The following is a 23,378-nucleotide window of genomic DNA, read 5'->3' on the forward strand; positions in this document are numbered from 1 at the left end:
GGAATTTGTGACAGCTCTGGCAGCTCGATCAGCGCTGGATGGCGGTTGTGTATAACGCCGAGCGCGGGGCGTGGGAGCCATCAATGTCGAGCAGCGATCAGTGCACGCGCTGGCCCGGCTTGGCGCCGGCGTCCGGGCTGAGCAGGAAGATCTCCTCGCCGCCGGGGCCGGCGGCCAGCACCATGCCTTCGGACAGGCCGAACTTCATCTTGCGCGGCGCGAGATTCGCCACGTACAGGGTCAGGCGGCCTTCCAGCTTGCTCGGGTCCGGGTAGGCGCTCTTGATGCCGGAGAACACGTTGCGCTTGGCGTCGCCGATGTCCAGGGTCAGGCGCAGCAGCTTGTCGGCGCCCTCGACGAACTCGCATTTCTCGATCAGCGCGATACGCAGGTCCACCGCCGCGAAGGCGTCGAAGTTGATTTCCGCCGCCAGCGGCTCCTTGACCAGTTCGCCATTGCCGGTGGGGGCGGCGGCCTGGGTGCTTTGGGCGGCGAGGTCTTCCTTGGAGGCTTCGATCATGGCGTCAATCTTCGCGGTTTCGATACGGGTCATCAGCGGGGTGAACGGGTTGAGCGGGTGGTCGGCCAGGCGCAGCGCGTGGTCCTGCCAGGTCAGCGGGGCGACGTTGAGGAAGGCCTCGGCGGCGCCGGCCAGGTTCGGCAGCACGGGTTTGAGGAAGATCACCAGCTGGCGGAACAGGTTGACGCCAAAGGCGCAGATTTCCTGCACTTCGGCCTGCTTGCCCTCGACCTTGTTCAGCGCCCACGGCGCCTTGTCGGCGATCCAGGCGTTGGCGCAGTCGGCCAGGGCCATGATCTCGCGCATGGCGCGGCCGAAGTCGCGCTGCTCGTACGCTTCGGCGATGGTCGGGGCGGCGGCCTGGAAGGCGTCCCACAGCTCGGGCTCGGGATTGGCGTCGACCATCACCCCGGCGTTGCCCTTGTGGATGAAGCCGGCGCAGCGGCTGGCGATATTGACGACCTTGCCCACCAGGTCGGAATTGACCTTCTGCACGAAGTCCTCGAGGTTGAGGTCGAGGTCATCCACGCCGCGCGACAGCTTGCTGGCGTAGTAGTAGCGCAGGTACTCGGGATTGAGGTGGTCGAGGTAGGTGCGCGCCTTGATGAAGGTGCCGCGCGATTTCGACATCTTCTGGCCGTTGACGGTCAGGTAGCCGTGCACGTTGACCGCGGTCGGCTTGCGGAAGCCCGCGCCTTCGAGCATCGCCGGCCAGAACAGGGTGTGGAAGTTGACGATGTCCTTGCCGATGAAGTGGTACAGCTCGGCCTTGGAATCCTTCTGCCAGAAGGCATCGAAGTCCAGCTCCGGACGGCGCGCGCAGAGGTTCTTGAAGCTGGCCATGTAGCCGATCGGCGCGTCCAGCCAGACGTAGAAGTACTTGCCCGGCTCGTCGGGGATCTCGAAGCCGAAGTAGGGCGCGTCGCGGGAGATGTCCCATTCCTGCAGGCCGCCGTCCAGCCACTCGGCGATCTTGTTGGCCACCGCGTCCTGCAGGGTGCCGCTGCGGGTCCACTCCTTCAGCATCGCCTCGAAGTCGGGCAGCTTGAAGAAGAAGTGCTTGGAGTCCTTGAGCACCGGGGTGGCGCCGGAGATCGCCGAGCGCGGGTCCTTCAGCTCGGTCGGCTCGTAGGTGGCGCCGCACTTCTCGCAGTTGTCGCCGTACTGGTCCTCGGCGGCGCACTTCGGGCAGGTGCCCTTGATGAAGCGGTCGGCGAGGAACATGCCCTTCTCGGGGTCGAAGTACTGGGTCACCGAGCGGGTGGCGATATGCCCGGCGTCGCGCAGGCGGGTGTAGATCAGCTCGGACAGCGCGCGGTTCTCTTCCGAGTGGGTCGAGTGGAAGTTGTCGAAGTTCACCAGGAAGTCGGCGAAATCGCTGCTGTGCTCGGCCTGCACGCCGTCGATCAGCTGTTGCGGGGTGATCCCTTCCTTCTCGGCGCGCAGCATGATCGCCGAGCCGTGGGCGTCGTCGGCGCACACGTAGACGCACTGGTTGCCGCGCTGCTTCTGGAAGCGCACCCAGATGTCGGTCTGGATGTACTCGAGCATGTGGCCCAGGTGGATGGAGCCGTTGGCGTAGGGCAGGGCGCTGGTAACGAGAATCTGGCGGGGCTCGGACATGATGATCGGCTGCACTGGCAAAACGAGGGAAGTCGGCAACTATATCGGGCCGGAGGGTTTTTTTCATCCGTGGGGCTGGCTGCGCTGCGTGCGGGGTATGCGCAGGGTGGGAAATGGCCGTAGGCCTTTCCCACCATGGCGCAGCGGCATGGTCGGTGATCACCGCGTGGAAAATCGCTGCGCGAGTTTTCCACCCTATGGCTCCGCGTGGGCCCGTCGTCGGGTAGGATAGCCACCTGTTTCGCTCAACCATTGCCCCGGGAGTCACCCATGAGTGCCGTCACCCGCGCCGCCGTCGAGGCGGTCCTGCGTCAGTACCTTGATCCGCATCTCGATCAGGACCCGGTCAGCGCCGGCTGCCTGCGCGATGTCAGCATCGACGGCGGCCGCGTGCGCGTGCGCCTGGAGCTGGGCTACGCCGCAGGGCTGTTCAAGGCCGGCTGGGCCGAGCTGCTCAAGTCCGGGCTGGAGAACCTGGCCGGGGTGACCGAGGCCGCCGTGCAGGTCGACTGCGTGATTCCCACCCACCAGGTGCCCGCGCAGGTGCAGGCGCTGGCCGGGGTGAAGAACGTGATCGCCGTGGCCTCCGGCAAGGGCGGCGTCGGCAAGTCGACCACCGCCGCCAACCTGGCGCTGGCGCTGGCCCGCGAGGGCGCGCGGGTCGGTATCCTCGACGCCGACATCTACGGCCCCAGCCAGGGGCTGATGTTCGGCATCGCCGACGGCACCCGCCCGCAGGTCAAGGACCAGCAGTGGTTCGTGCCGCTCGAGGCGTACGGCGTGCAGGTGATGTCGATGGCCTTCCTCGCCGACGAGCGCACGCCGATGGTCTGGCGCGGGCCGATGGCCTCCGGCGCGCTGCTGCAGCTGATCACCCAGAGCGCCTGGGACCGCCTCGACTACCTGGTGGTCGACATGCCGCCGGGCACCGGCGACGTGCAGCTGACCCTGGCGCAGAAGGTGCCGGTGGCCGGCGCGGTGATCGTCACCACGCCGCAGGACCTGGCCCTGATCGACGCCAAGAAGGGCGTGGAGATGTTCCACAAGGTCAACATCCCGGTGCTCGGCGTGGTGGAGAACATGGCGGTGCACGTCTGCTCGAACTGCGGGCATGCCGAGCACCTGTTCGGCGAAGGCGGCGGCGCCCGGCTGGCCGAGCAGTACGGCGTCGAGGTGCTGGCCTCGCTGCCGCTGGCCATGACCATCCGCGAGCAGGCCGATAACGGCAAGCCGAGCGTGATCGCCGAGCCGGACGGTCAGATCGCCATGCTCTACCAGCAGCTGGCGCGCAAGGTCGGCGCGCGCATCGCCCGCCTGGCCGCCGCCGCGCCGGCGATGCCGAGCATCAGCATCAGCGAGGATTGATCCGCAAGCGCGGGCAGCGGCGAGAAATCGCAGGCATAAAAAAGCCCCGCCTGAGCGGGGCTTTTTGCGGGATGGAACAGGTTAGATAACCTGAACTTCCTCGGCCTGCATGCCTTTCTGGCCGCGGGTCGCGACGAAGGAAACGGCCTGGCCTTCCTTCAGGGTCTTGAAGCCGTTGCCCTGGATGGCGCGGAAGTGCACGAAGAGGTCGTCACCGGATTGCGGGGTGATGAAGCCGAAGCCTTTCTCATCGTTGAACCACTTGACGGTACCGGTTTGGCGATTGGACATGGAATGTCTCCTTGCAGTGAATGAGGTGAAAGAGGCACGGGGAAGTCCCGAACCGGGAACTGAGCGCAAGGAGTTAGGAGTCGTAGCGATGGTTGGATCGAAATCTAAACATGTAGCGATTCACGGTGACACATGCAGCAGCAGCGTGGCCACCATACGCCTTTTTTTCCAAGATACGAGCTTTAATTTGTATTTTCTCGCATCGGCCGACCGGCAGCAGGGGCGCATTCGCCCGTTCGCCCGCCATCGGCAGGCCTTTGAACCGGGCGGCCCGCCCCGGTAAGATGCGCGCTCGATTTTTCCGCACAGCCTAATCAGGACACCCGCCATGAGCATCAAATCGGACAAGTGGATTCGCCGCATGGCCCTCGAGCACGGCATGATCGAGCCCTTCGTCGAGCGCCAGGTGCGCGGTGCCGATTCCGATCGGGTGATTTCCTACGGGGTGTCCAGCTACGGCTACGACGTGCGCTGCGCCGACGAGTTCAAGGTGTTCACCAATATCCACTCGGCCACCGTCGATCCGAAGAACTTCGACGAGAAGAGCTTCGTCGACGTCAAGGGCGACGTCTGCATCATCCCGCCGAACTCCTTCGCCCTGGCGCGTACCGTCGAGTACTTCCGCATCCCGCGCGACGTGCTGACCATCTGCCTGGGCAAGAGCACCTACGCGCGCTGCGGCATCATCGTCAACGTCACCCCGCTCGAGCCCGAGTGGGAGGGCCACGTGACCCTGGAGTTCTCCAACACCACCACCCTGCCGGCGAAGATCTACGCCAACGAGGGCGTGGCGCAGATGCTCTTCCTGCAGTCCGACGAGGAGTGCGAGGTGTCCTACAAGGACCGCGGCGGCAAGTACCAGGGGCAGACCGGGGTGACCCTGCCCAAGGCCTGAGGCCTGCCCCCCGTCACCAGAAGCCGGACCTCGTGTCCGGCTTTTTCATGCCTGCCGTTCGGCGGGCGCCGCGCCGGTGGCGATGACCGGTGGATCGCCATGGGCCGGATTCTCCACCCACTCCCAGAACAGCTTGTAGGCGACGGCGAGGATCACCGGACCGACGAACAGGCCGATCACCCCGCTGTCCACCATGCCGCCGAGGGCGCCGATCAGCACCACCGGCATCGGCACCTCAAGACCGCGGCCGAGCAGCAGCGGCTTGAGCACGTTGTCGGACAGGCCGGCGATCAGGGTCCAGACGGCGAACACGATGGTTTCCAAGTTGGCGCCCTGGGTGACGATCACGAAGGCGATCACCGGCACGGTGAGGATGGTCACCGGCACCTGCATGATGCCCAGCAGCAGGATCGCCAACGCCAGCAGGCCGGCGCCGGGAATGCCCATCATCACGAAGGCCACGCCGATCAGCAGCATCTGGATGAAGGCGATGCCGATCACCCCGAGGGCCACGGCGCGGATGGTGGCGGTGCACAGCACCACCACCCGTTCGCTCTGCGTGCTGATGATGCGTGAAGCGATGCGCTGGGCGCTGCGATGGCCCTCGCGGCCGAAGGCCATGATGATCCCGGCGATGATCAGCGAGCCGATGAAGACCAGGAAGGCGGCGCCCATGCCGGCCAGCGCGCCGAGGATGCCCAGGGCGTGCTCGCGGATCTTCGGAATCAGCTGCTGGACCAGTCCCGCCAGGTCGACCGCCGCCTGCTGCCAGACGGCGTACAGGCGCTCGCCGATCAGCGGCCAGCCGGCGACCGAGGCGTCCGGCGGCGGGATGTGGATGTCGCCGCCCTTCAGGGCCGTCACCGCGTTCTGCACCGACTCGGCCAGCGAGGCGCCGAGCAGGTAGACCGGAACCAGCAGCACGGCGATGCACAGCAGCACCACCAGGGTGGCGGCGCGACCCTCGCGGTTGCCCAGCTTGTCCCGCAGCCGGCAGTGCAGCGGATAGAGGGTGACCGAGAGGATCAGCGACCACAGCAGCAGGTCGAGAAACGGGCGGGTGACCCGGAAGCAGAACAGGGTCAGCACAACGATCAGCCCGCCGCGGATCAGCACGGTGAGCAGCGGGCCGGACCAGGCCTGGGAGGGGGTATTCGACATGGCGGTTCCCTTGCGAAGAGGTCGGATAACGGCAGGTCGGGAGGGCTGGGGCGGCCCGTCTCGGCATGGGCAGGGGAAGTGCGCAGCGTTTCCCCCTACTCTCCAAAAGGATAGGTGTCTTCCTCGCCGCTGCACGGCGCTTCGCCATCCAGCGGGGTGACTGCGCGGGTTTCCTCCAGCCACAGCCAGGCGTCGAACTGCTCGGCCAGCACCGCCTCGAAGTAGTGGCTCTGCCGCTCGCTCTGCGGCCGGTAGATCACGCCGATGGCGCGTTGCAGCAGGGTGTCGGCCAGCGCGTCGCGCAGCTCGTCGCGGGCGTCGTCACGTCGGGCGCCCTCACGCGGGGCGTCCTCACGCCAGTCGGTGAGCGAGGCGGGAACCCCGACCTGCAGAAACACCTGCTCCCAACTGTCGGAGCGCGAGGGGCGCACCTGCTTGATGCGCATCGGCTCGTCCCAGTTGTCGGCCGCCGCCACTGTGCCGCGGTCGGTGCCCATGCCGATCAGCACCGCCTCGCGGCCCCAGGCGTCGCGGCTCAGCTCGCCGATGTTGAACTCGCCGGCCCAGCCCATGGCGGTGGCGCTGGCGTTGCCGATATGCGAGTTGTGCGCCCAGACCACCGCCCTGGCGGCCGGGCCGCGGTGCTCGAGCAGGCGTTCGAGGGTGTCGAACATGTGCTGGTCGCGCAGGTTCCAGGAGGCCACCGAGCCGTGGTACATGGCCCGGTAGTACTGCTCGGCGGCCTGCACCACGCGGGCGTTCTGGGTGGCGTCGAAGAACGCCTCGCCGCCCTCGCCGAGATGCGCGAGGCGCTGTTCGAGCAGCGCGCGCAGCTGCTCGACCACCGCATCCTCGCAGGAGTGCTGGCCGTGCAGGACGTTGCGTCCATACAGCGTGGGGGCGTTTTCCCAGGGCTTCAGACAGTCGTAGCGGCGCCGCGCCGCCTGCGCCTCGTCGGGGGCGGTGCGCTCCAGATAGGCGAGCACCGCTCCGATCGAGGCGCTCAGGCTGTACACGTCGAGGCCGCGGAACTCCACGCGTTGCTCGGCGGGCAGCGCTGCGTTGTGTCCGGTCAGCCAGGTGCAGAACTCGGCGACTTCCTGGTTGCGCCACATCCAGGTCGGGAAGCGCTGGAAGGCCTGCGTCTGCCAGCTGGGCGGTTGCTGGCCGCGCACCTGGCGGTCGATCTGCGCGGCGTCCGGCCAGTCGGCCTCGACGGCGACGATGGCGAAGCCGTGGCGCACGATCAGTGCGCGGGTGATGGCCGCGCGCATGCGGTAGAACTCGGACGTGCCGTGGCTGGCCTCGCCGATCAGCACCACGCGGGCGTCGGCGTAGCGGTCGAACAGCGCGGCGAATTCGTCGCTATCCGCCGGCGGCAATGGCTCGGCGTGACGGCGCAGCAGCGCCAGGCGCTCGGCGTCGCTTGCCCGGTGCACATGCTCTTTCATGGGACCTCCCGACGCGCCACGGTAGCGGCGCGTCAGGGAAAGCGTAGCCTTCGGAATGTCGCAGGTCAGTGCTTCAGGCTCAATCGTTGGGGGCTGAGACGAGTATCGGGCGCAGATCTCAGGCTTCGGTTTTTTCCATGTGGGCCGATGCCTGCTCGATAAGGGGTTCGAGAACAGCGTTGTCATACTTCCCGTAAAGCAGGTCTCGTAGTGAAAGTTTGTCGATCTTGGTGTGGTTTTCCCGGCAGGCCGAGAAAAGTCGGGAAAGCATGGCGACATCAACTGTTCGCGCTAGATCCAGGTCCTGGTCTATTTGCCACAGCTTTTCCCCCGACTCGCTAAAACCGCTGATCTTGAGAACGCGGGAGCGAACCAGAATGGTCAACGCTTTGTTGATTTCGACGCTGGTAATTGTCTCGCTACGCTTCTGGATTTCTTCGGCAATGCGTTCCTTGCTCTGGTTCGGATAGGTGCGTGTTATCTGGTAAACCTCGTTGAGAGCCTTACTGGAGACGAGGCGCCACTGCTTTCTTCTCAGCAGTCTCTCGTAGACCTTTACCAGCGCGTCCTGGGGGTTTTCTTCCCTGGTTTCTGCAGTCAGGTCGCTATTTTTCAGCGTTGCAGTCCAAGATTTGTTCTTGCCGTCTTGAGCGACCTCAATCGAGTCGATGGCCTTGAGGAATTCGATGAACGAACGATAACCGAGGTCGCGTTCGTTGAAGGCACTGTCGACGCTAAGCATGCCGTTTTTCAGGGTGGAGAGCGGTAGCGTCTGGTCGGCGGCGCGGAGGATTTTTTCCGCCAGATCCATGGCGTCGTCGGTATTCGAGCGCAGCTCCTTCTTGCTGGTCGCTTGTTCGGCGTTGGTATAAATGTACTTCGAACAGGAGGTTTTCACGCTTTCGCTGAGAGGTGATTTCGGGCCGACGCCAATAACTTCCTTACCCATTTCGCGGAGTTTGCGAAATAGTGGAGAGAAGTCTGAATCACCAGTCGCAAGAACGAACCATTGAATGCCCGGCAGATTGTGGGCGTAGTCGATGACGTCGATTGTCAGCTGAATGTCCGAGGAGTTCTTCTTGCTGACCGGATGGAAATTATGGATCAGCTCGAAGCCCAAGCGGTTAAGTTCGCTCTGAAAGCCCTGCACACAAGGGTTGCCCCAGTTGCCATAGGCGCGTCGAACGATGAGTTGGCCGATTGCGCTGAGCTCGGTGATCAGCAGGTCAGGGCCATTGTTTTTTAGCCAGTGAGTCAGATTTTCAACGTCGATGAATAGTGCGATTTTGGATCGATCCATGATGCCTTCTTGCAATAAGGATAGTTATCTTCACGGTGTTCTGAGTATTTCACGACTCAGCCGCCCACCGTTACCCCCAGCCAGTGCCCCAGGCCGTAGGTGATCACCGCCGCGCCGAGGCCGAAGGCCATCTGGCGCACGCCCGAGGCGAGCAGGCCGCGGCCGGTGAACAGGGTGACCAGCGCGCCGATCAGAAACAGCCCGGTGGCGCTGAGCAGGACGCAGGCGAACACCGCGACCGGGCCTTCGAGGAGCAGGAAGGGCAGCACCGGAAGCAGCGCGCCGAGGCTGAACACTACGAAGGAGGTGATCGCCGCCAGCCAGGCCGAGCCGCCGAGGTCGTCCGGATCGACGCCCAGCTCCTCGCGCGCCAGGGTGTCCAGCGCACGCCCCTTGTCGGCCATGATGCCCTCGGCCATCGCCCGTGCGCGTTGCTCGTCGAGGCCCTTGGCGCGGTAGATCAGCACCAGTTCCTCGGCCTCCTCGTCGGGCACCATTTCCAGCTCGTCGCGCTCGGTGGCGATCTGCAGCTCGTACAGCTCGCGGGCGTTCTGTACCGACAGCCATTCGCCGAGCGCCATCGAGCAGGCGCCGGCGAGCAGGCCGGCCAGGCCGGTGAGCAGCAGGGCGTCGGCGCTGAAGGCGGCGCCGGTCACGCCCATCACCAGGCTGAGGTTGGACACCAGGCCATCGTTGGCGCCGAGCACCGCGGCGCGCAGGGCGTTGCCGCCCCCGGCTCCGTGGCGACCCTCCAGGCTGGCGAACAGGCGGCCGTTCCAGGTGTTGCGCCGGCCGCGGGCCAGCTCGCTGAGCAGGCGGGCGTGCGAGCGCTCCTGGCCGGGCATGCCAGTATCGCAGGTTTCCGGTTGGTCGTCGTACTGGCAGCGGTCGATCTGCTCCAGCGAGGCGGCGGCGCCGACCACCCAGTCAGGGCCGAACAGGCGGGCGATGCGGATCAGCACGCGGATGCGCCAGCCGGCCGGCAGGGTGGGCGGGGTCGCGCCGAGCTGCTGGAATTGCTGGCGCCAGAAGTTGGCGTGACGTTCCTCGATGGCGGCCAGGCGGCGGTACAGTTCGCTCAGCTCCGGACGCTGCTCGCACTGGGCGAGGGCCCGGTACAGCGCGGCGCTGTCGATCTCGCCCTGCAGGTTGCGGCGGTAGCGTTCGAGCTGGGCCTGGCTTGCGCTGGACATGGGGCTGCCTCGGCGATCCGGGTATATCCCCGAAGTTTAGCCAGCCCGGCGGCCGGAAGGCGCTCCCTCCCGGCTGCGTGGGCGCGCCCGAAGGGCCGTAGGGGCGAATTCATTCGCCATGGGCCGTAACGCGGCCCCGGAGGTTGCCAAAGACAGGTCGGTGGCCGCTGGTCGAATGCATTGGCCCCTGCCGCGCCTTACCGACTCGGCGTCAGCAGCAGGCGCTGGTTGCCGTAGGCGCGGTCGAGGTTGCGGCTCTGGAACGGGAAGGTCTGGTAGCGCCCCTTGAGCCAGGCGTCGATGCCGTCGGCGTAGTGCTTGCTCGCCGGATTGCCGGACTGGCCGGAGCTGTTGACCGCCTGCAGCGGCTCCTCCTGGCCGAAGTCCACCACCATGCGCATCGACGGCACCAGCCAGGTGTCGAAGTCCTTGCCCCACAGCCAGGCGGAGACGTCGAGGGTGCTGTGATCGCCACCGGCCGGGTAGGGGCCGCGGTCCAGGTAGTCCTTGATGGTGGCCAGGCTGGCGCGCTGGCTGGCGCCCATGTACGGCGCCAGGCGGGTGGCGTCGCTGTTCCACTGGTAGCGGTGCAGCTTGCCCCACTGCCAGGCGCTGCGGTTGCCGCCCAGCTCGCTTTCCAGGCGCGCCACCGCGCCGGCCAGGCTGCGGGCGAGGATCGCCGGCTTGTCTTCCTTCTGCGCCGTGCGCACGTCGTCCCAGAACGGGCTGTCCTGGCGACCGAGCAGGTGGTCGGCCTGCGCCGAATAGCTGAGCTTGGCGATCTCCACCAGGCCCTGCCAGGCCGCGCTGTCTTCCGGACCCAGCTCATCGAGGAAGGTCTGCCGCGCGCTCTCCTGGAGGAACATCTCGTACAGCGCGGCGTCGGCGGATTGCGCGCTCAGTCGGCCGTCGAAGGCCTGCAGGCGCTTGAGGGCCTCGCGCGCCTTGTCGCGCTCGCCGCCGGGCAGGGCGTCGATGGCCTTGGCGAGCGGCTGGGCGATGGCCGGGTCGGCGAACATCGCCTTGAGCTTGGCGGCGAACGGCGTCTGCTGGTCGTACTGCATGGCGATCATGCTGCGCGCGTCGTGGCGGCTGCCGGCGCCGGCCAGTTCGGCGATGCGCTCGGCGCGCTCCGGGTAGTACCAGGAGTTGGACAACTGCACGCCGTAGCCGCCGGGCACGGTGCGCTGGTTGGCGGTGCCCAGCCAGCCCTGCATCGGGTCCTGGTCGTAGGGATGGAGCATGGTATCGGCATAGCCGTCCCAGCCGTATTGGCCGTCCCAGCCGGGCGAGGGCACCAGGCCGCGGCCGCCCTTGCGGTTGGGATAGCGGCCGGTGACCTGCCAGGCGATGTGCTGGGCGTCGGCGTACAGCATGTTGAGGCCGAGGGCGCGGATATTGCGCACCGGCTCGTGGGCGTCCTCCACCGATTGCGCGCGGGACAGGTCGAAGAAGGCGTCGAGGCTCCGGTCGGCCTCGAACATGCCGGTCTTCAGCGCCAGGCCGTAGCCGCTGGCGAGGGCGATCGGCTGGCGCGGGTCCTTGCGCTCGCCGAGCACGCTGTTGAGCAGCGGGCCGTTGCGGGTGGCCAGGATGGTCTCGCGCAGCGGGCGCTCGCCCTTGACGAAGAAGGTCTCCTGGCGCTCGCGGACCGGCTGCCACTTGCCGTCGGCGAGGTATTCGAGGCGGTTGCCCTGGCGGCGTACCTGCTCGAGGAACAGATCCTGGGTGTCGCCCATCACCATGGTCATGCCCCAGGCGAGCTTGCCGTTGAAGCCGGCGACCACCGCCGGGATGCCGGGCACCGAGGCGCCGGCGGCCTGGTATTTCGGCGTGCGCAGATGCACGAAGCTCCACAGCGCGGGCTGCGCCAGCGGCAGGTGGGGGTCGTTGGCCAGCAGGGTCTTGCCGCTGCGGCTGCGCTGCGGGGCGATCGCCCAGTTGTTGGAGGCGGCGAAGCCGGTGAGGCCGAGCGCGGCGAGCTGGCCGGCGGCGCCGTCGAGGGCGGCCAGGCCGGGGATCTGTCCGCCGAGCTTGAGGCCCTTGAGTTTGTCGGTCTCGTCCACCGGCAGCGGCTCGTCCGGGTAGGTCGGCAGCAGCCAGGCCAGCTTGTCGGCGCCGACCTTCTGCACCAGCGCCAGGCTGGCGACCTCTTCCTGCAGGTTGACCGACAGGGCGAAGTTGAGCAGGCAGAACACCAGCACCGAATCTTCCGGCTTCCAGTATTCCGGGCGGTAGCCGGAGGCGGCGAGGTCCATCGGCAGGGCGTCGCGGTGGCGGTACAGCCAGGCGTTGACGCCGCGGGCGTAGACCTCGAAGAACTTGCGCAGGCGCGGCGAGGCGTTCTTGTAGAGGATGTCGGCGCTCTGGCGCAGATCGACCGCGCGCATGAAGCGGTCGATCTCCAGCACGCCGGGGCCGGTCATCTCGGCCAGGCGGCCCTGGGCCATCAGGCGCAGGCCGACCATCTGGCCGATGCGGTCGCTGGCGTGCACGTAGCCCATGGCGAACAGTGCGTCGTGGTAGTTGCGGCTCTCGATCAGCGGCATGCCCAGCGCGTTGCGCCGTACCGACACGGTGTCGGCCAGCCCCTTGAGCGGCTGCACCCCGGAGGCGGGCGGCAGGCTGTCCTGGTAGCGGTTGTCCAGCCAGGTCTGGCAGCCGCTCAGGCTGACCAGCGAGGTCAGGGCTGCGGCGCCCGCCAGGTGGGCGAGAGGACGAAACGAACGCGAGGACATGACGGGGCTCCGGAGGCGGGCAGGCAGGACCAGTTCAGCACGGCGGCGCGGGCCGTGCCGGAAAAAGGCGCTACGTTAGGGGGCGCGCCGGCGCCTGACAAGATGCCGGGCGGGGCGGGCGACGGTCAGCTCGCCTTGGCGAGCGGCTGCTGCAGACCTTCGTCGAGCAGCCAGCGGGCGCCCTTGCGGGCGGCGGCCTTGTGCTTGAGCTCCAGCTCGCTGAAGTGCCGCTCGTGCGCGCGCCGCTCGGCGGCGCTGAGCTGCTTCCAGGCGGCGTGGGTGGGGATGCCGGAGGTGGCGTCGAACAGCGTGTGGAAGACCTGGCAGTGCTCGTCGCTGCTGAGCGCGATGTCGTAGTTGTCGAGCAGGACCTTGATGCGGATGGCGCCTTCGATCAGCGGCATCTGTTCGTCGAGCAGGCTAGCGGCGAGGACGCGCAGGTCGTCGTGCAGGCGGTGCTGGCGCTCGCTTTCGGCCGCCGAATAGGCTTTCTGCTGGGCCCACACCCGGCGCCACAGGTGCAGGGCGTAACTGCCCAGCACCAGCACCACGACCGCGCCGGCCAGCAGCAGACCGATGGACAGGGCGCTCATCGGCGGCTCAGGCGCCGTGGCACTTCTTGTATTTCTTTTCGCTGCCGCACGGGCAGGGATCGTTGCGGCCGACGTCCTTCAGCGGGTTGCGCACCGGCTCCTGGTGGCCGTGGTTGCAGTGCGGGCCGTGGACGTGGGGTTCGTGGTGGTCATGGTCGTGGTCGTGGTTGCAGTCGGGACCATGCACGTGGGCTTGCTGATTCATCAATCACTCCGGAATGTATTCGCCGGGAACTATCTGGCCGACACGCACCAGCTTGATGCGACGGCCGAACATCAGCCCGGTTTTCACCGCGCCTTCCAGACGGTACTGGATGGGCTTGTCGGGCTTCTCCAACAGTTTGACGATGTATTTCATGTGCCGCCAGAGATTGGTGTTGACCGGCACGGTGAATTCCTCGTGCCCATGCGCCGGAACCGTGAACCAGGTGGAGGATTCGCCGCTTGCCAGCTTCACGTCATTGAGAAAAACGGTGTAATCGAGGCCGCGCACCGGCAGATTGGTGCCGTTGGGGTTGTCGATGCGGAAGCTGAGGATGAACTCCTGTTCCAGCAGACGGGCACGGACCACGTCGACGTTGAGCAGTCGGACGTCGGGGGCCTTGAAGTCGCCCCCCAGCCAGGTGGCGCAGCCGCTCGACAGGGAGGCGGCGAACAGGAGGAGCAGGAGGCCCAGGTTTCTTGTTGTCGATTTGGGGTAAAACATGCCATCACTCCAATGGATGACCCGAGTGTAACAATCGTGTACGGCGCTGCAACGTATTGTTGTTACTGGCATGTTGCAGAAAAAATCCGCGTCATACTGCGCGGGAAAAAGGACAGGAGTGTGACGGTTGAGCAATCTTCTTGAAGTGGCCTTCGCCGGCGAACTGATGCCGGGCGCCGAGCTGGAGCAGGTCAAGGCCAATCTGGCCCGGCTGTTCCAGGCCGACCCGCAGCGCATCGCCGCGCTGTTCTCCGGCCGGCGCGTGGTGATCAAGAGCAATCTGGACGCCGCGAGCGCCGACAAGTACCGGCAGACCCTCGAGCGCGCCGGCGCGCGGGTCGAGGTCTGCCCGGTCGGCCAGGCCCAGGCGGCGGTCGCTTCGGCCGCAACTCCCGCTCCTGCGCCGGCGGCGGTGCCGGTCGCGGCTGCACCCCGTCCGGCCCCCGCGCCGGCCGCGAGCGCTTCGGCGTTCGGCGGCGAGTTTCCTGCCCTCAAGGTGGCGCCGCGTGACGAGTACATGGCGGCGTTCCGCGACGTCAGCGCTCCGGATTTCGGTCTGGCACCGGTCGGCGTCGATCTGCAGGACGCCCGTCCCGCTCCGGCTGCACCGAACCTCGATCTGAGTCAGCTCAGCGTGGCGCCGGTGGGCAGCGACATGGGCCAGGCCAAGGCCGCGCCGGCCGCTCCGCCGCCGGACACCTCGCACCTCAAGCTGCTGTGAGGCGGGTCGTACGGCGCCTTACAGCAACGCCGCGCAGCACTTCTTGAACTTCTGCCCGCTGCCGCACGGGCAGGGATCGTTGCGCCCGGCCTTGAGCGTCACGGTCGGGTCGACGAAATACCAGCGGCCGTTCGCCCTGACGAAATCCGAACACTCGCGATGGCTATGCTCGCCGCTCGCATCCTGCCAGCGGGCGACGAAGGTCACCCGCGCGCGCTCCGGCGTGCCGCCGAGTGCCTGATGCTCCTCCACATTCAGCCCCAGCCAGCGACTCTGCGCGCTCCACTGCGCCATGGCGGCGCGGTCCAGACCGCTCTGCTGGGCGGGCAGGGTGGTGGCGATCAGGTAGTCGATCAACCCGAGCACATAGGCGCTGTAGCGCGAGCGCATCAGCGCCTCGGCCGTTTCGGGCAGGGCGCCGGCGTGATAGCAGCCGCAGCAGTCGGCCAGGACGAGGGTGCTGCCGCAGGGGCAGGGAGTGGCGGTCATGGAGCGGGCCTGTCAAAAAGGAGGCGCTAGCCTAGCCGCAACGGCGCTACCGATGCCAGTTGGCGGAGATGTGACGCCCCGTCTTTACTTGCTGCTAATCGGTATATCAAGGCCGATGCAAAAGGAGAAAGACGACATGGGAAACTCATTCTCAAGCACGGCGTTACCCCTTCTTCTGGTCAGCAGTGTTCTGGCCGGTTGCGCGTCCACCACCAGCACCGGTGATGCCCCGCTCAACCAGAAGAACTGGCCCTGGTGCAGTTTGCTCGGCGGCCTGGTCGGCGGTGGCATCGGCGCCACGGAAAGCGCGACCGCGGCGGGCGGCGGCGCTGCGGCCGGTGTCATCATCGGTGGCCTGCTGTGCTACGCCCAGGATGGCGACGAGGATGACGACGGCGTGTTCGACCGCCGCGACCGCTGCCAGGGCACTCCGCCCAATACCCCGGTGCGCCACAACGGCTGCCCGCTGCCGCAGTATCCCGAGCCGGTGGCGACGCCTCCGGCGCCCGCGCCGCAGGACGAGGTCATCGTGCTCAGCGACCTGGGCGAAGTGCAGTTCGCCACCAACTCCGCCAACCTGACTCCGGCCTCGATGGATACCCTCGACACCGTGGTCGCCAAACTCTCGGGTGCCGACGTGGTGGCGATCAAGGTCGCCGGCCATACCGACAGTACCGGCAGCGATGCCTACAACCAGGGCCTTTCCGAACGGCGCGCGGCCAGCGTGACGGACTATCTGAGCAGCAAGGGCGTACCGGCCGACAAGCTGTCCTCCGAAGGCTTCGGCGAGAGCAAGCCGGTTGCGGACAACGGCACCCCGGAAGGGCGGGCGCAGAACCGCCGGGTGGAAATCTACGTGGATCGTTGAACGTGAGCTGGGTCGTGACGAGGGGGCGTGAGGCTCCCTCGTTGCCTGCCGCGTGACGAGACGCTCTTGGCAGCCCCGATGGCTGCCGCTATGGTGCGCGCTGATTCCCGCGGACATCCCAAGACGATGAAACTGCTGACCACCCTCGGTCGCCTGCTGGCCGTGCCGTTCTGGCTGGGCGTACTGGTCAACCTGATCACGCCCTTCGCCGCGCCGTTCGCCCTGCTGCTCGACCTCGCCGGCGCGGCCGTGCTCGGCGTGCATCTGCTGCACCTCTGGGCGTGTCACGAGCGCCTGCTGGCCAGCCCGCGGCCGACCCGCGACCGCCTGCTGGTGCTGCTGTTCGGCGCCTTCTACCTGGATGCGTTGCCCGCGCCTGTGCTTGCAACGGTAGTCGAGCAACCGGTGCAAGCCAGTTGCGAACCTGCTTCCGAGACGAGCATCGAGGCAACCGCCGATAGTCCCGCCGAGCGCGTCGTCGACAGCATCCCTGCCTGATCCGGACATCCGTTCAGCGCGCAGGCGAGCGGCGCGCTATCATAGCCGCCATTTCGATCACTGAACGTATATCCAGCGCGCGCCCGCCATGCTCAGCACCGAACTCAAGTCCCAGATCCAGGGCGCCTACAGCCGTTTCCTCGAGGCCAAGAGCCTCAAGCCGCGCTACGGCCAGCGCCTGATGATCGCCGAGGTGGCCAAGGGCCTCGGTGCCATTCCGGTCGACGACGAGGGCAAGCGCCAGGGCGAACCGGCCGTGGTGGCGGTCGAGGCCGGCACCGGTACCGGCAAGACCGTGGCCTACGCCCTGGCGGCGATTCCGGCGGCCAAGGCCGCCGGCAAGCGCCTGGTGATCGCCACCGCCACCGTCGCCCTGCAGGAGCAGATCGTCTTCAAGGACCTGCCCGACCTCGCGCGCAACAGCGGCCTGTCCTTCAGTTTTGCCCTGGCCAAGGGGCGCGGCCGCTACCTGTGCCTGTCCAAGCTCGACCTGCTGCTGCAGGAAGGCGCCGCGCAGGGCGCCACCGCCCAGCTGTTCGAGGAAGAAGGCTTTCGCATCGACGTCGACGAGGACAGCCAGAAGCTGTTCAACAAGATGATCGAGCACCTCGCCGCCAGCCGCTGGGACGGCGACCGCGACGCCTGGCCGGAGGCCGTCGACGACGCCCAGTGGGCGCGGCTGACCACCGACCATACCCAGTGTACCGGCCGCCACTGCCCCAACTTCCAGCAGTGCGCCTTCTACAAGGCGCGCGAGGGCATGACCAAGGTCGACGTCATCGTCACCAACCACGACTTGGTGCTGGCCGACCTGGCCCTCGGTGGCGGCGCCATCCTGCCGGCGCCCGGCGAGACCCTCTACGTGTTCGACGAGGGCCACCACCTGCCGGACAAGGCCATCGGCCACTTCGCCCATTTCACCCGCCTGCGCTCCACCGCCGACTGGCTGGAGCAGATCGCCCGCAACCTGACCAAGCTGCTGGCGCAGAACCCGCTGCCCGGCGAGTTCGGTCGCCTGGTCGAGAGCGTGCCGGAGCTGGCCCGCGAGCTGCGTACCCATCAGCAGTTCGTCTACAGCGCCTGCGAGGAGCTCGGCGACTTCCGCGCCGGCGAGGACATGGAAGGCCGCGACCGCCCGCGCCACCGCTTCGTCGGCGGAGTGGTGCCCGAGCACCTGCGCGAGATGGGCATCGAGCTGAAGAAGGGCTTCAATCGCCTGACCGACCAGTTCACCCGGATGAGCGACATCCTCAAGGAAGCGATGGACGGCGACGGCAGCGCCGGGGTGACCAGCTACCAGGCCGAGGAGTGGTACCCGCTGTTCGGCAGCCTGCTGGCGCGTGCGCAGAGCAACTGGGAGCTGTGGACCGCCTTCACCGTCGAAGACCCCGAGGACAGCCCGCCGATGGCGCGCTGGCTGACCCTGGCCGAGAGCGGCAGCTACCACGACATCGAGGTCAACGCCAGCCCGATCCTCGCCGCCGAGACCCTGCGCCGCAACCTGTGGAACGTCGCCTACGGCGCCCTGGTGACCTCGGCCACGCTCACCGCGCTGGGCAGCTTCGACCGCTACCGCATGCGTTCGGGCCTGCCGAAGAACGCCGCCACCGCCGTGGTGCCCAGCCCGTTCCGCTACACCGAGGCCGGCCTGCTGCACGTGCCCGACCTCAAGGCCGACCCGCGCGACGCGGCCGCGCACACCGCGGCGATCGTCCGCGAGCTGCCGGCGATGCTCGAAGGCGCGCGCGGCAGCCTGGTGCTGTTCTCCTCGCGCAAGCAGATGCAGGACGTGTTCGACGGCCTCGAGCGCGACTGGCGCAAGCGCGTGCTGATCCAGGGCAACCTGTCCAAGCAGGAGACGCTGAACAAGCACAAGGCGCGCGTCGACGACGGCGAGCCCAGCGTGCTGTTCGGCCTCGCCAGCTTCGCCGAGGGCGTCGACCTGCCCGGCGCCTGGTGCGAGCACGTGGTGATCGCCAAGATTCCCTTCGCCGTGCCGGACGATCCGGTCGAGGCGGCGCTGTCGGAGTGGATCGAGGCGCGCGGCGGCAACCCGTTCATGGAGATCGCCGTGCCCGACGCCTCGCTGCGCCTGATCCAGGCCTGTGGCCGCCTGCTGCGCACCGAGCAGGACACCGGCACCGTAAGCCTGCTCGACCGCCGGGTGGTGACCCAGCGCTACGGCAAGGCCATCCTCAATACCCTGCCGCCGTTCCGCCGACAGATCGACTGAGCGAAGCGACGGCACGCCGTGGGCGGGGCGCTCGCGGCGCCAGACAGACGAAGCCCTGCGCTTGCCGGCGCACGCCGGAAGAGCGCTGCCCGGCGCCAAGCGAATCAGCCAGACAGGAGTTACCCATGCACATCCACGGCTATTTCGACCTGCGGTTCGAGGCGGTCCGCGAGGCCTTCGCCGAACTGTTCGCCGACCCGCAGGAGCGTGGTGCCGCGCTGTGCGTGCAGGTCGGCGGCGAGACCGTGGTCGATCTGTGGGCCGGCATGGCCGACAAGGAAGGGCTCGAGCCCTGGCACAGCGACACTATCCTCAACCTGTATTCCTGCACCAAGGCGTTCACCGCGGTGGCCGCCCTGCAGCTGGTCGGCGAAGGCAAGCTGGAGCTGGACGCGCCGCTCGCCCGGCTGTGGCCGGAGTTCGCCGCCGCCGGCAAGCAGCACATCACCCTGCGCCAGCTGCTCAGCCACCGCGCCGGACTGCCGGCGATCCGCCAGTCGCTGCCACCGGAAGCCCTCTTTGACTGGGACGCCATGACCGCCGCGCTGGCCGCCGAGCAGCCCTGGTGGACGCCGGGCGACGGCCACGGCTACGCGCCGATCACCTATGGCTGGCTGGTCGGCGAGCCGATCCGCCGCGCCAGCGGACGTGATCCCGGTGCGGCGATCGTCGAGCGCGTCGCCAAGCCGCTGGGCCTCGATTTCCACATCGGCCTCCCGGACAGCGAATTCCATCGCGTCGCCCATATCTCGCGCGGCAAGGGCAATCTGGGTGACGCGGCTGCCCAGCGCGTGCTCAACGCCATGATGCGCGAGCCACAGGCCATGACCACCCGCGCCTTCACCAACCCGCCGTCGATTATGACCAGCACCAACAAGCCGGAGTGGCGGCGCATGGCGCAGCCAGCGGCCAACGGCCACGGCAACGCGCGCAGCCTGGCCGGCTTCTACGCGGGCCTGCTCGACGGCAGCCTGCTCGACAGCGCCCTGCTCGCCGAGATGACTCGCGAGCACAGCCTGGGCGACGACCGCACCCTGCTGACGTCAACTCGGCTGGGGCTGGGCCTGATGCTCGACCAGCCGCACGTGGCCAACGCCACCTATGGCCTCGGCCGCCACGCCTTCGGCCACCCTGGTGCCGGCGGCTCCATCGGCTTCGCCGACCCCGAACGCGAACTGGCCTTCGGCTTCGTCGTCAACACCCTGGGGCCGTACGTGCTGATGGATCCGCGGGCGCAACGGCTGGCAAGGGTGGTGGGGGCGTGTTTGTAGCGGGTCGCTGGTTGTCGTCTGCCGAGCTCATTGTCTATTCTGTACGTATTTCTGTACATTGATATGGCTCTACAGGAGACAAGCATGCAGACCATCAACTACACCGCTGCCCGCCAGCATCTGGCGGAAACCATGGATCGCGTGAACAGCGACCGTACCCCTATCCTGGTGACCCGGCAGAAGGGCGAGCCGGTGGTGATGATTTCCCTGGCTGACTACAACGCACTCGAGGAAACCGCCTATCTGCTGCGCTCGCCGGCCAATGCCGAGCGTTTGATCAAGTCGATCAACAGCCTGCGGGCTGGCAAGGCCCAGGCGCAGCAACTGATCGACGAAGAGTGATCGGGCTTGAACGTCCTCTTCACGCCCGATGCCTGGGACGACTACCTGTGGTTCCAGCAAAACGACAAGGCGGGACTCAAGCGGATCAACCTGCTGATCCGTGACGCCCAGCGCACTCCGTTCAGCGGCATCGGCAAGCCGGAACCCCTCAAGCACAACCTCAGCGGCTTCTGGTCGCGACGCATCAGCGAGGAGCATCGGCTGGTCTACACGGTCGATGGCGATGCGCTGCAGATCGTCATGTGCCGGTATCACTACTGAACGTCTGGTCCGGCATCTTTTGGCCTTCTGCGCAGCAGAGAGCCTGCCATCGCTGATCGGTATGTAGCGGCGGCTGCGCCGTATTCCGCGACCTGCAGGCGCTTCTCGGAAAAGGATTTTCCCCATGCGGCAGTCTTTCGCCCATTCCACGACCAATTCTGACTGCTGCGACTGGCAGTTGCTCTGCGAGCACTTCAGACAGGGGGAACTGGCCGTTCTGCCATGGCCTTGGCGGCGGCCCCAAGAGCGCGCGCGCCCCCGGCGGGCGCGTGAATTGAAACAACACCGGCGTCAGACCGACGAGCGTGCCGCCGCTCGCGCCCTACGCAGGCGCGCCGCTTGCAACCCTCCGCATAGGGGCGCTTGAACAGAGCCCTCAGCGCTTGCCCATCGACCGTCGCGTCCCGCGCGGCGGGGTGTGCGGGCGCTTGTCGTGATTGCTCTTGTTGCCGCGTTGATGCCAGGGCTGGTCGTCGCCGTTCTTCGGCGCGTAGGTGGCAGGCGAGAAGGGGAAGCGGAAGGCCGGCACCTCGGGGGTGCCGGCTTCGGCGGGAGCCGCGGCAGCGGTGGTCTGCTCGTCCTGGGCGGCCGGGGTGGCCTCGGGGGCTTGGGTTTCTGACGTCATGGTGGATCCGGAATAGCGGTTGAGAGGTTCTGCGTCGCCAGGCCTCGGCGCACGGTAGCGCATTATACCCATGCCGCCATGGGGTGCTGGCAGCTCGTGCGTGCGCCGGACTGGTGGCGCCGAACTTCAGTCGAGCAGTTCCTTCGGCACGTTGCCGCCGTTGGCGGCCAGTTTCTGCAGCACGGCCTTGTGCAGCCACATGTTCATCTGCGCCGAGTCAGCCAGCTTGTCCGCCGGGCAGCCCAGTTCGCTGGCCAGCTCCTTGCGCGCGCTGAGGCTGCTGTCCATTCCCAGCAGCTTGAGCAGGTCGACGATCGACACTCTCCAGTTGAGTTGTTCCGGATGGGCGGCGGCGAGGCTTTCCAGCTTGGCCTCCACGTCGACCAGTGGCAGTGCCTGCGTCGTGCTGCCTGCAGGGGCCGGGCTGGAGGCGGCGCCGCCTGCCGGAGCGGTTGGCTGGGCTGGTGTGGTTGGAGTGGCCGGTGCGGCCTGTGCCTCGTCGCCAAAGCCGAGCTTTTCCAGAATCTTGCTGAACAGGCCCATGGCGGTGCTCTCCTGTGGTGGGGATGGGAGTCAGGGAGCATAGACCACGACGTGCGCGGTTGCCGGCAGGGCATGCCTCAGAACAGTCGGCCGATATCCACCGACGAGCGCCGGCCCACGGCGCCATGGTGCTCGGCCAGCCAGGCCTGGGCGTGGATGCGGCCCTGGTCGCGAAGCATTTCGAGGAACGGCAGGCAGGTGGTCAGCTTGGATTCGGCGGCCAGGCGGCCGATCAGTTCGTCGGCGGCGATCAGGTGGAATCTGGCTTGCTGCAGGCGGCGTTCGAGGCGGCCCAGGGGCAGCAGCGTGCCGCCGGTATAGGCGCGGGCGCGGGCCAGGCTGTGCATCTCGCGCAGGAAGGTCGAGGTGAAGGCCAGCTCCTGGGAGCGGCGGCGGATTTCCTGGGTCGTGTGCGGCCAGGCGTCCTGGGCGGAGGGACTGAGCAGCACCAGCAGGATGTCGGCGCAGGCGCACTCGTAGAACAGCGGGAACACCGCCGGGTTGGCCGCGTAGGCGCCGTCCCAGTAGGGCTCGCCGTCGATCTCGACGGCATGGTGCAGGTGCGGCAGACAGGCCGATGCCAGCACGCTGGCCGCGTTCAGCTCCTGGGTACGGAACAGGCGCAGGCGGCCGCTGTTGGCATGGGTGGCGGCGATGAACAGCTTGAGCGGGCAGGCGGCGCGCAGGCGTTCGAAGTCGATCTGCGCACTGACGATGTCGCGCAGCGGGTTGATGTCCAACGGGTTGAACTGCTGCGGCGAGAGCTGCTGCATCCAGTACAGCATCATCCGCACATTGGCCGGCAGGCTGCCGTTCTCGGCATCGGCGGCGGCGCTGATCAGCGGTGCACTGCCGGCCACTGCCTGCCAGAAGTCTGCCAGCGCCTGCCGGGCACCGTCGCGACCGCCCTGCAGCAGGCCGTGGGCCAGCACCACGGCGTTCATCGCGCCGGCACTGGTGCCGCTGATACCTTCGAAGTCGAGGCGTCCGTCCTCCAGCAGGGCGTCGAGCACGCCCCAGGTGAAGGCGCCGTGTGCCCCGCCGCCTTGCAGGGCGAGGTTGAGCGGGGGCTGCTTGCGCGAGCGAAAGAGCATGGCGTGACCCTGTGGCTGCCGCAGATGGAGGATCTATCCAGCAAAACCTATTCCAATGTCACGCCGATGTCAGCCCCGGCACAGAGGGATCAGACCTTCTTGACGAACTCGGACTTGAGCTTCATAGCGCCGATGCCGTCGATCTTGCAGTCGATGTCGTGGTCGCCATCGCACAGGCGGATGCCCTTGACCTTGGTGCCGACCTTGACCACCAGCGAGGAGCCCTTGACCTTGAGGTCCTTGATGACGGTGACGGTATCGCCGTCGGCGAGGACATTGCCGACCGAGTCGCGGATCACCTTCTCGCCTTCGACCGGCGCTTCGGCGGCGTCGGCCGACCACTCATGGGCGCACTCCGGGCAGACCAGCAGCGCGCCGTCCTCGTAGGTGTATTCGGAAGCGCATTTGGGGCAGGGCGGCAGGGAGCTCATGACGAAACCTCATGTTCGAAAAATACTAAAGAGCACGAATTATATAAGGTTTTTGCAGGTTGTTGGTCAGCGGCTGACCAAAGGTGGAGCGTCGAGGGTTCGCCGGCGGTCCGAGAGCGGGCCGGGCGGGCGCTCTGGGACGGGAATCCGGCGCGTAACGATTTGC

General features: G+C 67.1%; 24 protein-coding genes. 9 read left to right on the forward strand and 15 right to left on the reverse strand.

Annotation, left to right across the window (positions count from 1 at the left end):
* Positions 1-97: 97 nt before the first annotated feature.
* Entirely contained in the window at positions 98-2,143 is a 2,046-nt protein-coding gene (gene metG / locus LMJ29_RS09830) for a methionine--tRNA ligase (protein WP_229605344.1), read from the reverse strand.
* 270 nt (positions 2,144-2,413) lie between these two features.
* On the opposite strand from metG, the gene apbC reads away from it, so the two are divergent.
* The gene (gene apbC / locus LMJ29_RS09835; protein ID WP_229605345.1) at positions 2,414-3,508 is read left to right on the forward strand and encodes an iron-sulfur cluster carrier protein ApbC; all 1,095 of its coding nucleotides are present in this window, start codon (positions 2,414-2,416) and stop codon (positions 3,506-3,508) included.
* Between the two features lie 81 nt (positions 3,509-3,589).
* Here apbC and LMJ29_RS09840 read toward each other — a convergent pair whose 3' ends face one another.
* Positions 3,590-3,799 carry a cold-shock protein gene (locus LMJ29_RS09840; RefSeq protein ID WP_229605346.1) on the reverse strand — a complete coding sequence of 70 codons (210 nt, stop codon included), beginning with the start codon at positions 3,797-3,799 and terminating at the stop codon, positions 3,590-3,592.
* Positions 3,800-4,127: 328 nt separating this feature from the next.
* Between LMJ29_RS09840 and dcd the strand changes: the two genes are divergently transcribed.
* Complete coding sequence (dcd, locus tag LMJ29_RS09845) at positions 4,128-4,694, forward strand: dCTP deaminase (protein WP_136489228.1); 567 nt, start codon at positions 4,128-4,130, stop codon at positions 4,692-4,694.
* Between the two features lie 45 nt (positions 4,695-4,739).
* On the opposite strand, the gene LMJ29_RS09850 is transcribed toward dcd, so the two are convergent.
* The 8 genes from LMJ29_RS09850 to LMJ29_RS09885 all read right to left on the reverse strand — a co-directional run bounded on the left by LMJ29_RS09850 (position 4,740) and on the right by LMJ29_RS09885 (position 13,836).
* Complete coding sequence (locus tag LMJ29_RS09850; protein ID WP_229605347.1) at positions 4,740-5,855, reverse strand: AI-2E family transporter; 1,116 nt, start codon at positions 5,853-5,855, stop codon at positions 4,740-4,742.
* Positions 5,856-5,950: 95 nt separating this feature from the next.
* Positions 5,951-7,306: an erythromycin esterase family protein gene (locus LMJ29_RS09855; RefSeq protein ID WP_229605348.1), complete on the reverse strand. Its 1,356-nt coding sequence runs from the start codon at positions 7,304-7,306 to the stop codon at positions 5,951-5,953.
* A gap of 118 nt (positions 7,307-7,424) precedes the next feature.
* Complete coding sequence (locus tag LMJ29_RS09860; RefSeq protein ID WP_229605349.1) at positions 7,425-8,606, reverse strand: NYN domain-containing protein; 1,182 nt, start codon at positions 8,604-8,606, stop codon at positions 7,425-7,427.
* A 56-nt stretch (positions 8,607-8,662) separates the two neighbouring features.
* Positions 8,663-9,799 (reverse strand): VIT1/CCC1 transporter family protein, encoded by a 1,137-nt coding sequence (locus LMJ29_RS09865; RefSeq protein WP_229605350.1) that lies wholly within the window; start codon positions 9,797-9,799, stop codon positions 8,663-8,665.
* Between the two features lie 197 nt (positions 9,800-9,996).
* The gene (locus LMJ29_RS09870; RefSeq protein WP_229605351.1) at positions 9,997-12,537 is read right to left on the reverse strand and encodes a penicillin acylase family protein; all 2,541 of its coding nucleotides are present in this window, start codon (positions 12,535-12,537) and stop codon (positions 9,997-9,999) included.
* Positions 12,538-12,662: 125 nt separating this feature from the next.
* On the reverse strand, positions 12,663-13,130 hold the full coding sequence (locus LMJ29_RS09875; protein WP_229605352.1) for a DUF2489 domain-containing protein: 468 nt from the start codon (positions 13,128-13,130) through the stop codon (positions 12,663-12,665).
* 7 nt (positions 13,131-13,137) lie between these two features.
* Positions 13,138-13,335: an SEC-C metal-binding domain-containing protein gene (locus tag LMJ29_RS09880; RefSeq protein ID WP_229605353.1), complete on the reverse strand. Its 198-nt coding sequence runs from the start codon at positions 13,333-13,335 to the stop codon at positions 13,138-13,140.
* A 3-nt stretch (positions 13,336-13,338) separates the two neighbouring features.
* The gene (locus LMJ29_RS09885) at positions 13,339-13,836 is read right to left on the reverse strand and encodes an LEA type 2 family protein (protein WP_229605354.1); all 498 of its coding nucleotides are present in this window, start codon (positions 13,834-13,836) and stop codon (positions 13,339-13,341) included.
* A 166-nt stretch (positions 13,837-14,002) separates the two neighbouring features.
* Here LMJ29_RS09885 and LMJ29_RS09890 point away from each other — a divergent pair, with 166 nt between their 5' ends.
* Entirely contained in the window at positions 14,003-14,557 is a 555-nt protein-coding gene (locus LMJ29_RS09890; RefSeq protein ID WP_229605470.1) for a hypothetical protein, read from the forward strand.
* 18 nt (positions 14,558-14,575) lie between these two features.
* Here the strand turns inward: LMJ29_RS09890 and LMJ29_RS09895 are convergent, their stop codons facing one another.
* Positions 14,576-15,046 carry a YchJ family protein gene (locus tag LMJ29_RS09895; RefSeq protein ID WP_229605355.1) on the reverse strand — a complete coding sequence of 157 codons (471 nt, stop codon included), beginning with the start codon at positions 15,044-15,046 and terminating at the stop codon, positions 14,576-14,578.
* A gap of 136 nt (positions 15,047-15,182) precedes the next feature.
* Here LMJ29_RS09895 and LMJ29_RS09900 point away from each other — a divergent pair, with 136 nt between their 5' ends.
* The 6 genes from LMJ29_RS09900 (at position 15,183) to LMJ29_RS09925 (ending at position 20,519) form a co-directional block, all read left to right on the forward strand.
* On the forward strand, positions 15,183-15,914 hold the full coding sequence (locus LMJ29_RS09900) for an OmpA family protein (RefSeq protein ID WP_229605356.1): 732 nt from the start codon (positions 15,183-15,185) through the stop codon (positions 15,912-15,914).
* A gap of 126 nt (positions 15,915-16,040) precedes the next feature.
* Positions 16,041-16,412, forward strand: a complete 372-nt coding sequence (locus LMJ29_RS09905) for a DUF1145 domain-containing protein (RefSeq protein ID WP_229605357.1) — start codon at positions 16,041-16,043, stop codon at positions 16,410-16,412.
* An 88-nt stretch (positions 16,413-16,500) separates the two neighbouring features.
* Positions 16,501-18,645: an ATP-dependent DNA helicase DinG gene (gene dinG, locus LMJ29_RS09910; protein WP_229605358.1), complete on the forward strand. Its 2,145-nt coding sequence runs from the start codon at positions 16,501-16,503 to the stop codon at positions 18,643-18,645.
* A gap of 125 nt (positions 18,646-18,770) precedes the next feature.
* Entirely contained in the window at positions 18,771-19,916 is a 1,146-nt protein-coding gene (locus LMJ29_RS09915) for a serine hydrolase domain-containing protein (RefSeq protein WP_229605359.1), read from the forward strand.
* A gap of 84 nt (positions 19,917-20,000) precedes the next feature.
* The gene (locus LMJ29_RS09920) at positions 20,001-20,258 is read left to right on the forward strand and encodes a type II toxin-antitoxin system Phd/YefM family antitoxin (protein WP_201485412.1); all 258 of its coding nucleotides are present in this window, start codon (positions 20,001-20,003) and stop codon (positions 20,256-20,258) included.
* A gap of 6 nt (positions 20,259-20,264) precedes the next feature.
* Positions 20,265-20,519, forward strand: coding sequence for a Txe/YoeB family addiction module toxin (locus LMJ29_RS09925; RefSeq protein ID WP_229605360.1), 255 nt, complete (start codon positions 20,265-20,267; stop codon positions 20,517-20,519).
* A gap of 376 nt (positions 20,520-20,895) precedes the next feature.
* Here LMJ29_RS09925 and LMJ29_RS09930 read toward each other — a convergent pair whose 3' ends face one another.
* The 4 genes from LMJ29_RS09930 to LMJ29_RS09945 form a co-directional block, all read right to left on the reverse strand.
* Complete coding sequence (locus tag LMJ29_RS09930; protein ID WP_229605361.1) at positions 20,896-21,144, reverse strand: hypothetical protein; 249 nt, start codon at positions 21,142-21,144, stop codon at positions 20,896-20,898.
* Between the two features lie 126 nt (positions 21,145-21,270).
* On the reverse strand, positions 21,271-21,687 hold the full coding sequence (locus tag LMJ29_RS09935; RefSeq protein WP_229605362.1) for a DUF3597 domain-containing protein: 417 nt from the start codon (positions 21,685-21,687) through the stop codon (positions 21,271-21,273).
* Between the two features lie 77 nt (positions 21,688-21,764).
* Positions 21,765-22,781, reverse strand: a complete 1,017-nt coding sequence (locus LMJ29_RS09940) for a patatin-like phospholipase family protein (RefSeq protein ID WP_229605363.1) — start codon at positions 22,779-22,781, stop codon at positions 21,765-21,767.
* 89 nt (positions 22,782-22,870) lie between these two features.
* Positions 22,871-23,212: a zinc ribbon domain-containing protein YjdM gene (locus LMJ29_RS09945; RefSeq protein WP_229605364.1), complete on the reverse strand. Its 342-nt coding sequence runs from the start codon at positions 23,210-23,212 to the stop codon at positions 22,871-22,873.
* Positions 23,213-23,378 lie beyond the last annotated feature (166 nt).

The sequence above is a fragment of the Pseudomonas oryzagri genome, assembly GCF_020831405.1.
Taxonomy (GTDB): domain Bacteria; phylum Pseudomonadota; class Gammaproteobacteria; order Pseudomonadales; family Pseudomonadaceae; genus Geopseudomonas; species Geopseudomonas oryzagri.